The following is a 14,043-nucleotide window of genomic DNA, read 5'->3' as shown; positions in this document are numbered from 1 at the left end:
AGGTAACAGGTGACGATCCCGATCCCCAGCCACTTGATCTGGCGGTTCACGCGGCGACGACCTGGTCATCGGGGAGGCGGTCGGCCGGCTTCACCGTGCTGCCGTCGGAGATGCGCAGCAGCAGGGCGAGCAGCACGTAGTTGGCCACGAGCGACGAGCCGCCGTAGGAGACGAACGGCAGGGTGACGCCGGTCAGGGGCAGCAGGCGGATGACGCCGGCGATGATCAGGAACGCCTGGAGGCCGAGCAGGGTGGTGAGGCCGACGGCCAGCAGCTTCTCGAACGGGTGCTCGGTGCGGGCCGCCACCCGCAGGCCGGAGCCGACCATCACCATGAAGGCCACGAGCACGATCGTGGCCCCGAGCAGGCCGAGCTCCTCGCCGATGACGGCGAAGATGAAGTCGGTCTCGTTCACCGGGATGACGTCGGGGGTGCCGAGGCCGATCCCCGTGCCGGCCACGCCGCCCCAGGCGAGCGCGTAGATGGCCTGCACGATCTGGTAGCCGTCGCCGGCCCGGTCGGCCCATGGGTCGAGCCAGATGTCGACCCGGTCCTGCACGTGGGAGAACGCCGTCCAGGCCACGTAGGAGCCGGCGGCGAAGAGCAGGAGGCTGACGGCGAGGTAGGTCGCCCGCTCGGTCGCCACCCAGAGGAGCACGACGAACAGGGCGAAGAACAGCAGCGAGGAGCCGAGGTCGCGCTCGGCGGTCATCACGACGAGCGAGAAGCCCCAGGCCAGCAGCACCGGGCCGAGGAGGCGCAGCTCGGGGAGCTTGATCGGCCCCAGCCGGAACGTGAGCATCCCGAGCATCTCGCGCCGCTCGACCAGGTAGGAGGCGAAGAAGACGGCCAGCGCGATCTTGGCGAACTCGCCGGGCTGGAAGTTGAGCGGGCCGAGGCTGACCCAGATGCGGGCGCCGTTGATGATCCGGCCCACGCCGGGCACGAGCGGCAGCAGCAGGAGGACGATGCCGAGCAGGGCGAACGACCACCGGTAGCGCTCGAGGTCCCTGGCCCGGCGGACGACGACCAGGGTGGCGACGAAGGCGACGATCCCGACGGCCGTCCACGTCGCCTGGAGGGCGGCCAGGTCCTCGTTCAGGCGGGCGATGAACACGTAGCCGATGCCGTTCAGCAGGGCGGCCACCGGCAGCAGCACCCCGTCGGCGTTCGGAGCCAGGCGCCGGGTGGCGAGGTGGGCGACGCCGAGCAGCACGAGCACGATCCCGAGGAACGGGCCGATGTCGGCCGGCAGCGACGCCGTGCGCCCCAGGCTGGCCAGCGCGTAGAGGCCGCCCGTGATGACGATCCCGAGCAGGATGAGCCCGAGCTCGGTGTTGCGGCGGATGGCCCGCATCATGAGGTCGTCGTCGTGCTCTCGATCGTGACGGCCGGGGCCGTGGTGGTGGGCGCGGGCGACCCGCCGCCGACGGTGTCGATCTGGGCCTCGAGGTTGGCGACGAACTCCCTGGCCTCGTCGAGGGTGCCCTGGTCGGCGCCCTCCTCCAGGCGGTCGACCATCGACGCCGGCACCTCGGCCCTCGCGATGCCGGCCCGCTCGACGAGCGTGGGCTCGAACCAGAGGAACCCGCCCGGCCGGCCCCGGAACACGGCCACGTCGGCGCCGTCGAAGGCCACGAAGTAGGTGTTGCGGCCGTACCACCAGACGGCCCCGCCGGCCGCGCCGAGCACGCCGAGGACGAGCAGGAGGAAGAGCACGACCCGCCAGGTGACCCTGCGGTGGGCCCGGCGGGCGGCCCGCCGCTGGCGGCGGCTCGGGCGGGGCGCCGGCGGGGGGACGACGGCCACCGGGTTGACGATGGTGGTGTCGTCCACGAGCGGCGCCGGGCTGGAGAACCCGGCGAGGTCGGGCTCCCGGGCGGCGGTGGTCGGCGGCTCGGCGGCCAGCGCGCTGGACGCCCGGGCGGCCCGGTCGTCGTCGTCCACCACGTCGACCACGACGACGGTGATGTTGTCCCGGCCGCCGCCCTCGTTGGCCAGCCGGACGAGCTCCCTGGCGGCGTCGTCGGGGTCGGCCAGCCGGCGCAGCACGGCGGCGATGCGGCCCTCGTCGACCTCGTTGAACAGGCCGTCGCTGCACACGAGGAAGCGGTCGCCGACGAACGGCACGATCTCCCAGGTGTCGATGTCGACCTCGGGCTCGATGCCGAGCGCCCGGGTGACGATGTGGCGCTGCGGGTGGACGGCCGCCTCCTCGGGGGTGAGGCGGTCGTCGTCCACCATGGTCTGGACGAGCGTGTGGTCGTGGGTGAGCTGCTCCAGCTCGCCGTCCCTGAACAGGTAGGCCCGGGAGTCGCCGACGTTGGCGACGGCGATGCGCTCCTCGCCGTCGGCGGCCTCCGCCTCGCCGTCGCCCTCGGCGGTGGCGTCCCGCACGACGGCGACGGCGCAGAGGGTCGTCCCCATGCCCCGCAGCTCCGGCTCGTTGGACGCCCGCTCGAACACGGCGACGTTCGCGGCCCGGATCCCCTCGCGGAGGCCCTCGACGGTCGGCTCGAACGACGCCGCCTTCAGCGCCGCGAGGGCGACCTGGGAGGCGACGTCGCCGGCCCGGTGGCCGCCCATGCCGTCGGCGACGGCGAAGATCGGGTGGGCGACGAGCGAGCTGTCCTCGTTGACCGCCCTGACCCGCCCGGGGTCCGAGGCCGCTCCGGCCCGCAGGGCGGTCACCGCAGCTCCATCACGGTGTTGCCGACCTGGAGGCGGTCGCCCCGGTTCATCACCATCGGCCCGGACACCTTCCGGCGGTTGAGGTAGGTGCCGTTGGTCGAGCCGAGGTCCTCGACGAAGAACTGCCCGTCCCTCGCGAACACGCGGGCGTGGAGCTGGGAGACGTAGGTGTCGTCGAGGGTGACCTGGCACCCGGCGGCCCGGCCCACCGTCACCTCCTCGTCCAGCGGGAAGGACCGGCCCCGCAGCGCCGCCGGCTCGGTGACGGTGAGGGAGGCGCCGCTGCCGCCGCCGCCCCGCCTGGCGTCCCGGCGGCCCTCACGGCGCTCCCTGCGGCTCGGCCGGGGCGCGACCTCGGGGATGCGCGGGCCGCTCACCTCGGCCCAGACGGCCCGCAGCACCCGCAGGAAGAACAGGTAGAGCAGCAGGAGCAGGCACAGCTTGAGGATCGTGAGGAGGGATTCCGACACCGGCGACCGAGCGTAGTTGGACGGTTCTCGCGCCCCGGGTCTGCCCGGTGGCCCTGCGCGCGAAACGACGGGTCAGGACGCCTCGAAGCGCATCCGGGTGTTCCCGAAGGCGACCTCGTCGCCGTCCTGGAGCGCCCGCTCGGTGACGCGGACGCCGTTCACCCTGGTGCCGTTGGTCGATCGGAGGTCCACGACGACGAAGCCGGTGCCCTGCGGGCGGATCTCGGCGTGGTTGCGGCTGACGTTCGGGTCGTTGAGGACGACGTGGCACTCCGGCAGCCGGCCGACCGTGGTGACGCCCTCCCCGAGCACGATGCGCTCGCCCGACGGGGTGACGAGCGCGCCGGCCCCGGCGCCGCCCTCGCCCTCCCGCATCCGGCCCTCGATGGCGAACGACCCGGTGCGGAGGTTGTCGTCGATGACGAGCTCGACCTCGACCGGCCCCATGAACGTGTAGGCCTCGTCGCGGGCGTGCTCGCGGGCGCAGTCGGCCAGCTCCCGCCCGAGCGCGTCGTGGACCTCGGCGAACTGGTCGTAGTCGCTGTCGCTCAGGTAGACCGTGAAGCTGTTGGGGACGACGGTGCGGCCGGTGACCCCGACGCTGCGGTTGTCGTCCATCTCCCGGGTGAGCCGCCGCCCGAGCTCGACGGGCTTCAGCCCGCTGCGAAAGGCGCGCGCGAACACGCCCTCCACCATGCGCTCGAGGCGCCGCTCGAAGGCCTGGAGGCCCATCCCGCCACACTACCGGGGCCGGCCGCACCGCCTGCGGCCACCGGCTAGGCTGCCCGACCTGCTCACTCGGGCGAGTGGCGGAATTGGCAGACGCGCAGGATTCAGGTTCCTGTGTCCGCAAGGACGTGAGGGTTCAAGTCCCTCCTCGCCCACCACGGGTCGCCGGCGGCCGCGTGAGGTTCGGCTGACGACATTGCCGTTCCTGACGTTCCCCACCTGACGCGATGGCGTCCTAAGCGCCGCCTCGGACGAGTAGCACAATTCCAGCTCCGACCATGCTGCCCCCAATTCCCGTCAAGAACGCAGCCAGGTCAGGCGAGGTCGCTGCGGTAGCGACACCGGCAAGGCCGACGCCAGCCACGATGCACCAGATCGCAGCGAGGAACCACGCCAGTGCCTCGTGTCGAGAGCGGAGGGCGTGGTAGCCCCCCATGCACGCCGCAGCCACCAAACCGAGAGCGATCGCTGCCGCACCTGCGTCGCTGTGCCCAAGTGAGGCCACATCGGCGAACGTAGCATCGCGTGATCCTATTGATGCGCTGGCGGTGCTATCAGGCCACCAGTAGGGTACGGGGGATGAAGCGACTGGGCGGACGGCGGCACCAGCGTACGGTCGTTCTCGCCATCATCGTGGCCCTACTGGTGAGCGCGTGCGCCGGCGACGGTGGGAACGACGAGGAAAACGTCGGTACGTCTCTCGATACAACGTCTTCTTCAGCACCATCGTCGTCCAGCTCGTCTCCTCCTTCAACCGCTGAGACCACAACGTCGACCCAGGCGACGATGCCGGACGTCATAGGTCTCACGGAGAGTGAAGCGCGGTCGGCGCTGCTCGCCGACGGCGTACGAGAGAGTGATATCGTCATAGACGAACAAGAGAGCCTTGAGCCCGCCGGGACGGTGATCGAATCGGTGCCGAGCTCAGGAGGGCGGATCACCGGCTCGGTCAACCTCTTGATAGCAGTACCGGTGGGCGATGTTCCCGATTTCATCGGGCAGCAAGTTAGTGCGGTTCGCGAATGGGCGACGGACCGAGGTATTACCGTCACAGAGGAAGCCATTCCGGACGACTCGGCGCCCGAGGGCCAGATAATTGAGACGACGCCGCGCCCAGGCGAGGTGGCTACATCGGAAATACTCGTGCGCTATGCAACCAACCCATTAGTTGTGCCGCTTGCGGACATCGAATTCACGAACGACGCTGACTATTGCTACTCAACTGAGTTCGGTATCGAAGCGTCCGTCAATGGCGAATTTCAGCAAGACAGCATCGCCATTGAACCGTCGGAGGACAGCTCCACGCCGTGTGTCCTCGAGTACAACTTGGGGCGCGACTGGACGCGTCTGAAGGCGACGGTGGGGATTGAGGACTCGTCCGATACGGAAGCTCGGTACAGGGTTCAGGTTCTCGGCGACGACAACGAGCTGTGGAACAACGTACTGTCATTCGCCGAGCCGCAGGCGCTTGACGTCGATATGACGAACATTCTGCGCTTGAAAGTCATCATCACGACCCTCGTTACGAATGTAGACGGGCGTGCGGTCCTCGGAGACGTGAGACTGATCGGCGATGAGGCGACCGTCCCCAGCACGACGAGTACGACGTCGTGAAATGGCAGGGGACGACGCGGATGGGACCAACGCAACCGCCGGGCGCAAGGGCTTTCTCATCGTTGTCGGGCTCTTCGCTGTCGCAGTAGCAATCATCGTCGTGGGAGTGGCTCTGTACACGGACTCGAATGGCGCCGAGTCCGGAGGAGCGACAACGATTCCGTCGTCTCGCTCACCCTCCTCCGAATCCGTCGACGAGCCACCGTCTTCATCTTCCACCACGGGAACGAGACTCTCGCCCCTCGCGGCTGGGAGCATCATCTTCGGGATGTCCCGTGGCGGGACGTCGCAGGTGTTCATTCGCGACCTTGCGTCAGGGGCTCAGCACGAAGTAGCGGGTGAGTTGGTGAACCCGGTGCAACCGACCTCCGATGCCGACGGCGCCCGCATCGCCGTCGTCGCCGACGACGGAGCCGGGATTTACCTGAGACGATCCCGGGACGACAGCTTCATTCGTCTACCTCTCCCAGCTAGATCACACAGCCCCGCCCTGTCTCCCGATGGACTACAGATGGCATTCGTGTCTGAGGTGTCAGGTCAAGAGGACATTTATATCGTTGATATCGCTACACTGAGTGTGCGGGCCGTAGCGGACTCCTCCTCTGACGAATTCGATCCGGCATGGGCCCCGACGGGCGATTATCTGGCATTCGTACGCCATGGGTCGGTGTCGGACGATGTTGTCGTAGTGACACCGGATGGTGCTGTCGTCTCCGTCGTCGATTCGCCTGGTGCCAAATGGTCACCTGCGATCAGCGCTATCCCGATTGACGGTGCATCGCTCGTGTCCTTCGTTGGTAGCGTCGAAGGGCAGCGCGATCCGCAACTCGCCACACTGGCATCCGGCGTGGTCGTAGCGACGCATGCAACGCCTGGGACGGATCTTGGCTTGACATGGTGCGGTAACGGGTCTCTGGTGGTCTCGTCGGTTGACAGCGGCCTGTTGATGATTTCCCCCGACGGCGAGCAGTCCGAGCTTGGCCAGACACAGGGCGCCTCCGATCCCCAGTGGTTCGGGCCAGTGGCATGACGTACGGCCGACGCGTCGACGACATGCCTGGCGGACGGCGGCGGACGCGAGGGGCCCCAAACGAGAACTGGAACCCCCCCCTCCTCCGATCACGGGGACGACCGACCGCCCCGGATTTCACGCTTGCGTGCCGGACCTGGGCTTCGGCGTCGCCTACCCCCGACGGCGATGTGACGGGCGACCCTTTGACATTGCGCTCCACGTGCCCCTTGATACATGCAGCCTGTATGTGAGGAGGATGCCGTGGTGCTTCCCAGGACGGACGTCGTCGAGGGCACGCCGGACGCGCTGGATCGGTTCGAGGGGCTGCTCCGGTCGCTGTCGGCCGAGGAGTGGGCCACGCCCACCCGGTGCACGGGGTGGACCGTCGCCGACGTGGCCGCGCACGTGGTCGGCAACGTCTCGCTGATCGCCACCGGGCGGGTCGGGGACTTCGCGGACCCGTCGCACGTCGAGCGGGAGGTCGGCCTGCGCAAGGGGCGCACGCCCGACCAGCTGGCCGACGAGCTGCATGAGGCGGGGAAGGTGGTCGCCGACCTGCTCGCCGCCTTCGACGACGACGCCTGGAACGGACCGCCGCCGGTCGCCATCCCGGGCACGCTCGGCCAGGGCGTCGAGGCCATCTGGCACGACGCCTACGTCCACGCCGAGGACATCCGCCAGGCCATCGGCCGGCCCGCCGACCGGGACGACCCCGGCCTGCGGGTCGCCGTCAGCCACGTCGCCGACACGCTCGACCAGCAGGGCTGGCGGCCGGCCACCATCGCCCTCGACGGCATGCCGGAGTTCCCGGTGAGCGGCGGCGGGGACCGCATTACCGGCGACCCGTACGAGTTCGTGATGGCCGGCACCGGCCGGGCCGACCCCGCCCCGCTCGGCCTGGACGAGACCGTCAACATCTACCGGCCGCAGTAGCGGGCCGCCGGCGGCCATGCTGCCGGGTGATGCCGACCAAGGCCGAGCAGTCCGACGCCACCCGTCGAGCGCTCGTCCGCGCCGCCAGGGACCTGTTCGCGGCGCACGGGTTCGCGGACACGGGCACCGAGGCGGTCGTCAAGGCGGCCGGCGTCACCAGGGGCGCGCTCTACCACCACTTCAGGGACAAGACCGACCTGTTCCGGGCCGTGTACGAAGACCTCGAGCAGGAGCTGGTCGAGCGGGTCGTGGCCGAGGTGGCGGCGGCGGGCGACCCGCTCGCCGTCCTCCACCGGGGCGCGGCGGCGTTCCTCGACGCCTGCCTCGACCCCGCCGTCCACCGCGTCGTCCTCCTCGAGGGCCCGTCGGTGCTCGGCTGGGCGACGTGGCGGGAGATCGACCAGGCGTACGGGCTCGGCCTCGTCCGCGCCGCGCTCGAGGCGGCCATGGGCGCCGGCGCCATCAGGTCCGTCCCCGTCGAGGCCCTCTCCCACGTGCTGCTCGGCGCGCTCGTGGAGGGCGCCATGCTCCTCGCCAACGCCGAGGACCGGGCGGCGACGAGGGCCGACCTCGGCGAGGCCATCGGCGCGCTCGTCGACGGGCTGGCGACGCCGCCGACGCCTTGACGCCCGCATTACGCCGTCGTCCGTAGCATGCGGCGTCCAGTGAGCGCGCTGCGGACCGCGCCGTGGACGAGGGCGCCCCTGCTCCTCGCCGCCCAGCCGGCCGTCGTCGCCGCCGTCGCCGGCGCCACCCTCGTGCTGGCCGCGGCGGCCGCCGCCCCGCCGCTGTTCCTCTCCTCGGCCGGCAACCGCGCCCTCGCCACCCAGATCGCCGAGCGGTGCGAGTGGACGACGGGCGCCACCCTGTCCGTCCCCGGCCCGGCCCCGCGCCTCGACGAGGCCATCACCGAGGAGGCCGCCCGCATCCCGAGGATCGGCGAGCCGGTGCGCACGGCCATCACCCCGGCGCTGAACGCCTCGCTCGCCGGCGCCGGCGACACCGTCTTCGCCCAGCTCATGACCCGGACCGGGGCGGCAGACCACGTCGAGGTGCTCGACGGGACGCCCGGCGCCGGCCTCCTCGTCCCCGACACGACGAGGGACCAGCTCGGCCTGGCCGTCGGCGACGAGCTCACCCTCACGTACTCGGGGGTGGCGGCGACGGCGCCGGTCGCCGCCTTCTACCGCGACCTGATCGACGTCCAGCCGCTGCCCGGCTGGTGGTGCTCGCAGCGGACGCTCATCCAACCGGCCGGGGACGCCGACCCGCGGGGCCGTCCGCCGCCCGTCGTCCTCGCCGACCGCGCCACCTACGACCGCGTCGTCCGGGCCCTCGGGCTGTCGAGGGCGGCGGACCACGAGCTGCCCCTCGACCCCGACGGCATCACCGTCGGCGAGGCGCGCGCCGTGGCCGCCGCCTTCGACGCGCTGCCCGGCCGCCTCCAGCAGGCGACCGGGCTGACCACGATCCCCGCCGACGTCCTCCGCCCCGCCGCCGGCGGCATCCACACCGGCGACGGCTTTCCTCGGGCCGAGAGCAACCTGCCGTTCGTCGCCGCCCGCTCCGTCGCCATCGTCGGCGCGCTGCGGGGCGCCGTGGAGCCGGTGTCCCTGGCCGGCGTGCTCGCCGCCGCGGTGCTCGTCGCCGCCGCGGGCACGTACTGGGTCGACCGCCGCAGGGGCGAGGTCGACGTCCTGGTGGCGAAGGGCGTCGGGCCGGCGGCGCTCGCCGTCAAGGCCTCCCTCGAGACGGCCCTGCCGGCGCTGGCCGGTGCGGCCGCCGGCTGGGGCGTGGCCGTCGCCCTCGTCCGCCTCCTCGGCCCGACCACCCTGGTGGAGCCGTCCGCCGTGGCCGACTCCCTCCGCCGGGCGGCCGTCGCCGCCGCCGCCGGCACGGCCGGGCTGGGCGCCGTCGCCGGGGCGCGGGCGCACCTCCTGGTGGCCCACCCGGTGGGCGGCCGGGCGTCGTGGCGCCGGTTCCTGCCCTGGGAGCTGGGCGTGCTCGGGCTGGCGGCGTGGTCGTACCGGCGCATCGGCATCGAGGGCGTGCCCGTGGCCAGGGGCGCCGAGGTGCCCCGCATCGACCTGCTCGCCCTCGTCTTCCCCCTGCTGTTCGTGGCCGGGTCGGTGGCGCTGGTCGGCCGCGTCGTCGCCTTCGGCCTCGCCCGCCTGCGCCGGGGCGGCGCCCGCTGGCCCGACTGGCTCTACCTGGCCGCTCGCCGCCTCGGCGGCGCTCCTCGGGTGGCGATGCTCCTCGTCGCCGCGTCGGCCATGGCCGTCGGCGTGCTCGTCTACGCCAGCGCCCTCACCTCGTCGCTGCGGTCGACCCTGGCGGCCAAGGCCAGGGTCGGCATCGGCAGCGACGTGGCCGTGAACCTGCGGGGCGCCCAGGCCATCCCGCCGGCCCTGGCCGGCGACGCCACGAAGGTGCTGCGCTCCAAGCGGACGGAGGGCGACGTCGACGTGCTCGGCGTCGACCCGGCGACCTTCGCCGGCGGCGCCTACTGGGACGCCACCTTCGCCGGCCGCTCGCTCGGCAGCCTCCTCGACGACCTGCGCCCCGCCGACCCGGCGGCCGGCCCCGTCCCCGCCCTGCTCGTCGCCGGCCGCCCGCTGCCGGGCGGCGACGTCGTCCACTTCCTCGACCCCGACGTGCCCGACCTCCGCGTCGACCCGGTCGCCGTCGTCGACGCCTTCCCGGGGATGACCGGCCCGAGGGCGCTCGTGGTCGTCCACCGCGACGTGGTCGCCGCCCTCACCGACGCGCCGGTGGTCGAGCTGTGGGCGAGGGGCGACCCGGACCGCGTCCTCGCCGACTTGGCCGACGCCGGCGTCGCCGTGCGGTTCACGTATTCCACCGCCGCCGTGGTCGACCAGTCCTCGTTCGCCACGGTCACGTGGGCGTTCGGGTTCATGCAGTCCCTCGGCGCCATCGCCGGGCTCATCGTGGTCGGCGGCGTCCTGCTCTACCTCGACACCCGCCAGCGGGCCCGCAAGGTCTCCTACGCGTTCCTCCGCCGCATGGGCCTCAGCCGCCGCGACCACCGGCGCTCGCTCGTCGCCGAGCTGGCGTCGACCCTGCTCACCGGGGCGGCCGCCGGTTCGGCCCTCGCCTGCCTGGCCGCCTGGCTCGTGTACCGCCGCATCGACCCGCTGCCCGCCGTCCCTCCCGTGCCGCTGCTGCGCCTGCCCGCCGCCGTCGTGGTGGCCGTGGCGGTCCTCACCGCGCTGGTGGCGTGGGCCGGCGCCCGCTCCGCGCAGGCCACCGCGGACCGGACCAACTCGGCGGAGGTGCTCCGGCTCGGCCGTTGACACCGAACCGTCACGCAAGGGTCGAACGCCCCCCGGCGTGGAGACGGTCGACCGGGTGGCGAGCGACCGCCCGGCGGGAGCACACGCTCAGGCGGGAAAGGCACAGCATGTTGGGACCTCGCGCGCTCGCGGCCACGGCGGCCGGAGCGCTCTTCGCGACCACGATCCTCGCCGCCGCGCCGGCGGCCACCGCCGGACCGTCCCCGGCGGCGGCCTCGGGCGGCGGCACGACCAGCGGCGACTTCGACGGCGACGGCTACGACGACCTCGCCGTCGGCGCCCCGGGCGAGACCTTCGGCAGCCTGGCGGTCGGCGCCGGCAACGTGACCGTCACCTTCGGCGGACCGCGCGGGCTCGACCCGGGCCGCTCGCAGATCGTCCGGGAGGACCTGGCCGGCGTGCCCGGCTACCCGCAGCGCGACGACCGCTTCGGGTCCTCGGTGGCCGCCGGCGACTTCGATCGCGACGGCTTCGACGATCTCGCCGTCGGCGTGCCGGGCGAGCGGAGCACCGAGCCCAGCGCGGGAAGCGTCGCCGTCGTGTTCGGGTCGCCCGGCGGCCTCTCCGGCGGGCGCGCGGTCATCCTCCAGCAGGGCGTGGCCCCCGTCGGGGGCGCGCTCGAGGGCGACGACCGGTTCGGCTGGTCGGTCGCCGCCGGCGACCTGGACGGCGACGGCTACGACGACCTCGCCATAGGCGCCCCGGGCGAGGACGTCGGCGAGACGGAGGACGCGGGGAACCTCACGGTGCTCCTCGGCGGCCCGACGGGGCTCGGGAGCGCCGTGACGATCCGCGAGGGCCTCGACGGCACGCCCGGTACACCCTCGGCCGACGAGCAGCTCGGGGACGCGGTCGCCATCGGCGACCTGGACGGCGACGGGTACGACGACCTCGCCGCCGGCGCCCCCTTGGAGGAGGTGCAGGGGCTCGTGTGGCAAGGCGCCGTGCTCGTCGTCCGCGGTAGCGCGACCGGGCCCGACCTGCGGGCCGGTGAGATGTTCGGCACCGGAGCGGCGCCGTACGCGTTCTCGGAGTTCGGCACGGCGTTGGCGGCCGGCGACCTCGACGGCGACGGTCTCGACGACCTGGCCGTCGGCGCCCCCGGCCAGGACGGCCCCGGGAGCGTGTACGTCGTGTTCGGCACCAGGGACGGTGGCCCGTCCGACCCGATCGAGCTCGACCAGCGCGCCGTCGGCCAGCTGGAGGAGTACGACGACCGGTTCGGCGCCTCCGTCGCCATCGTCCCCTTCCGCGGGCTGGCGGATCCGGTGCTCGCCGTCGGTGTCCCCCACGAGGACGTCGGGTCGATCACCGATGCCGGCCTCGTCGTCCTCGTGGCGCGGCCGTTCCGGGGCGACCAGACGTCCGAGGCCCGTCACCAGGGCTCGATCGCCGGCGCCACCGAGCCCGGCGACCTGTTCGGCTCGGCCATCGCCGGCGGTGACTACGACGGCGACGGGCGGGGCGACCTCGTGGTCGGCGCGCCCGGCGAGGCGGTCGGCGACGTCGACGGCGCCGGCAACGCCACCGTCCTCACCGGGTCGGGCGCGGGCACGGCGCTCAACCAGGGCACGGTCGGCGGCAACGTCGAGCCGGGCGACGGCTTCGGGGGGTCGGCGGCATGAGGACGACGAGGATTCCGGCCGCCGCGCTCGCGGCCATCGCGCTGCTGGCCCTGCCGGCGGCGGCGCACGGCGCTCCCCGCGCCGCCACGGTCGCCGACCGGACCCCGGCGGGCGACTTCGACGGCGACGGCTACGAGGACCTCGTGGTCGGGGCACCCTTCGAGGACGTGGGGGACGCGGAGGCCGCCGGCAACGTGACCGTCGCCTACGGCGGGCCCGGCGGCGCGGGCGCCGGCGGCACCGAGGTCGTCCGGCAGGGCCTCGGCGGCGTGCCCGGCGCACCCGAGGTCGGCGACCAGATGGGGTGGGCGGTGACCACCGGGGACTTCGACGGCGACGGGTACGACGACCTCGCCGTCGGCGCCCCGGCGAGGCGGTCGGGTCGACGCCCGCCGCCGGGAACGTCACGGTCGTCCCCGGCGGCCCGACCGGGCTCGTGGGACCGAGTGCCCAGGTGTTCCGCCAGGGCCTCGCCCCCGTCGGCGGCGCGGCGCAGCGCTCCGACCAGTTCGGTGCCGCCCTCGCCGCCGGCGACCTGGACGGCGACGGGTTCGACGACCTCGTCGTCGGCGCGCCGACGGAGGACGTCGACGGCGCCCGCTGGGCCGGGACGGTGACGGTCCTGCTCGGCGGGCCGTCGGGGCCGGGTGCCCGGGTGACGACGCTGCGCCAGGGCGCCGGCGGCCTCCCCGGGACGCCGGACGGGTACGACTCGTTCGGGGCGGCCGTCGCGGTCGCGGACCTCGACGGCGACGGGTTCGACGACCTCGCCATCAGCGCCCCGCAAGAGTGGTCGAACGGCACCGTCACGGTCGTGCCCGGTGGGCGCGGTGGCCTCGTCGGCCGGGACGCCCGCTCGTTCGACGGTGGCGAGGTCTGCGGCTGCTCGATGGCCGCCATGGGGTTCGGCGAGTCGCTGGCGGCGGGCGACCTGGACGGCGACGGGTTCGCCGACCTCGTCGTCGGTGCGCCGTGGTGGAGCCCGTCGGCCGAGCTGTCCCTCACCGGGAACGTCACCGTGCTGTTCGGCGGCGAGGCGGGGCCGGACCGGGCCTTCGTCCTCGACCAGTCGACGTTGGGGTTCGCCCGTGAGCAAGGGGACACGTTCGGCGCGTCGCTCGCCGTCGGCCCCCTGGACGGCGACGGCGCCGACGACCTCCTCGTCGGTTCGGTCCGCGAGGCGGTCGGCGACATCGGGAGCGCCGGTGTCGTCGTCCGGGTGCGCGGGGCGACGGACGGGTTCCCGGGCACGGCGACCATGTGGCACCAGGCGAGCCTCGCCGGCGCCACCGAGGCCGACGACTTCTTCGGCGACGGCATCACGATCGGCGACTTCTCGGGCGACGGGATCGGCGACGCCGCCATCGGCGCCCCGGGGGAGGACGTGGGCACCGTGGCCGATGCCGGGAACGTGACCGTGGTCGACACCACCGGCGGGGCCGCCCCCTTCAACCAGGGCAGCCTCGGCGGCGCCGTCGAGGTCGGCGACTGGTTCGGCTCGTCGCTCGGCTAGTTGTAGTGAGCCGGGAGGTTGTTGACGCGGGTGATGGGCGGGCCGCCGATGGCGGTGTGGTGGCGGTGATGGTTGTAGGTGTGGAGCCAGGTGTCGAGTGCGGCGGTGCGTTCGGCTTCTGAGCGGTAAGGGCGGACGTAGG

At 73.0% G+C, this 14,043-nt stretch carries 12 protein-coding genes and 1 tRNA gene; 8 read left to right on the top strand and 5 right to left on the bottom strand.

Translation table 11 applies throughout. From position 1 onward, the window contains the following. Positions 1–46: 46 nt before the first annotated feature. From VGB14_02255 to VGB14_02240, 4 genes are all read right to left on the bottom strand, one after another. Positions 47–1,357 (bottom strand): FtsW/RodA/SpoVE family cell cycle protein, encoded by a 1,311-nt coding sequence (locus VGB14_02255; protein HEX9991729.1) that lies wholly within the window; start codon positions 1,355–1,357, stop codon positions 47–49. Further along, a complete protein-coding gene (locus VGB14_02250; GenBank protein HEX9991728.1) occupies positions 1,357–2,691 on the bottom strand; it encodes a PP2C family serine/threonine-protein phosphatase in 1,335 nt (444 codons plus the stop codon). Before VGB14_02250 ends, VGB14_02255 begins: the two co-directional genes overlap by 1 nt. Continuing rightward, complete coding sequence (locus VGB14_02245; protein ID HEX9991727.1) at positions 2,688–3,161, bottom strand: FHA domain-containing protein; 474 nt, start codon at positions 3,159–3,161, stop codon at positions 2,688–2,690. The genes VGB14_02250 and VGB14_02245 overlap by 4 nt, the downstream gene beginning before the upstream one ends. A gap of 72 nt (positions 3,162–3,233) precedes the next feature. Next, positions 3,234–3,893: a DUF3662 and FHA domain-containing protein gene (locus VGB14_02240; GenBank protein ID HEX9991726.1), complete on the bottom strand. Its 660-nt coding sequence runs from the start codon at positions 3,891–3,893 to the stop codon at positions 3,234–3,236. A 68-nt stretch (positions 3,894–3,961) separates the two neighbouring features. On the opposite strand from VGB14_02240, the gene VGB14_02235 reads away from it, so the two are divergent. The 8 genes from VGB14_02235 (at position 3,962) to VGB14_02200 (ending at position 13,901) form a co-directional block, all read left to right on the top strand. Next, a tRNA-Leu gene (locus tag VGB14_02235) sits at positions 3,962–4,048 on the top strand. A 421-nt stretch (positions 4,049–4,469) separates the two neighbouring features. Continuing rightward, positions 4,470–5,504, top strand: coding sequence for a PASTA domain-containing protein (locus tag VGB14_02230; GenBank protein ID HEX9991725.1), 1,035 nt, complete (start codon positions 4,470–4,472; stop codon positions 5,502–5,504). A gap of 346 nt (positions 5,505–5,850) precedes the next feature. Then, complete coding sequence (locus VGB14_02225; protein HEX9991724.1) at positions 5,851–6,534, top strand: hypothetical protein; 684 nt, start codon at positions 5,851–5,853, stop codon at positions 6,532–6,534. A gap of 246 nt (positions 6,535–6,780) precedes the next feature. After that, positions 6,781–7,449: a maleylpyruvate isomerase family mycothiol-dependent enzyme gene (locus tag VGB14_02220; protein ID HEX9991723.1), complete on the top strand. Its 669-nt coding sequence runs from the start codon at positions 6,781–6,783 to the stop codon at positions 7,447–7,449. 29 nt (positions 7,450–7,478) lie between these two features. Continuing rightward, the gene (locus VGB14_02215) at positions 7,479–8,075 is read left to right on the top strand and encodes a TetR/AcrR family transcriptional regulator (protein ID HEX9991722.1); all 597 of its coding nucleotides are present in this window, start codon (positions 7,479–7,481) and stop codon (positions 8,073–8,075) included. Between the two features lie 39 nt (positions 8,076–8,114). Further along, on the top strand, positions 8,115–10,763 hold the full coding sequence (locus tag VGB14_02210; GenBank protein HEX9991721.1) for an FtsX-like permease family protein: 2,649 nt from the start codon (positions 8,115–8,117) through the stop codon (positions 10,761–10,763). Positions 10,764–10,870: 107 nt separating this feature from the next. Continuing rightward, positions 10,871–12,388 carry a hypothetical protein gene (locus VGB14_02205; GenBank protein ID HEX9991720.1) on the top strand — a complete coding sequence of 506 codons (1,518 nt, stop codon included), beginning with the start codon at positions 10,871–10,873 and terminating at the stop codon, positions 12,386–12,388. Between the two features lie 436 nt (positions 12,389–12,824). Next, positions 12,825–13,901, top strand: coding sequence for an FG-GAP repeat protein (locus tag VGB14_02200; protein HEX9991719.1), 1,077 nt, complete (start codon positions 12,825–12,827; stop codon positions 13,899–13,901). On the opposite strand, the gene VGB14_02195 is transcribed toward VGB14_02200, so the two are convergent. Beyond that, positions 13,898–14,043: IS481 family transposase (locus VGB14_02195; protein ID HEX9991718.1), on the bottom strand; the 146-nt coding region annotated here is incomplete at its 5' end. The genes VGB14_02200 and VGB14_02195 overlap by 4 nt on opposite strands.

It is taken from the genome of Acidimicrobiales bacterium, from assembly GCA_036399815.1.
Classification (GTDB): domain Bacteria; phylum Actinomycetota; class Acidimicrobiia; order Acidimicrobiales; family DASWMK01; genus DASWMK01.
Note: the sequence above shows the minus strand (reverse complement) of the source record. Positions and strands in the feature narration are given on the sequence as shown.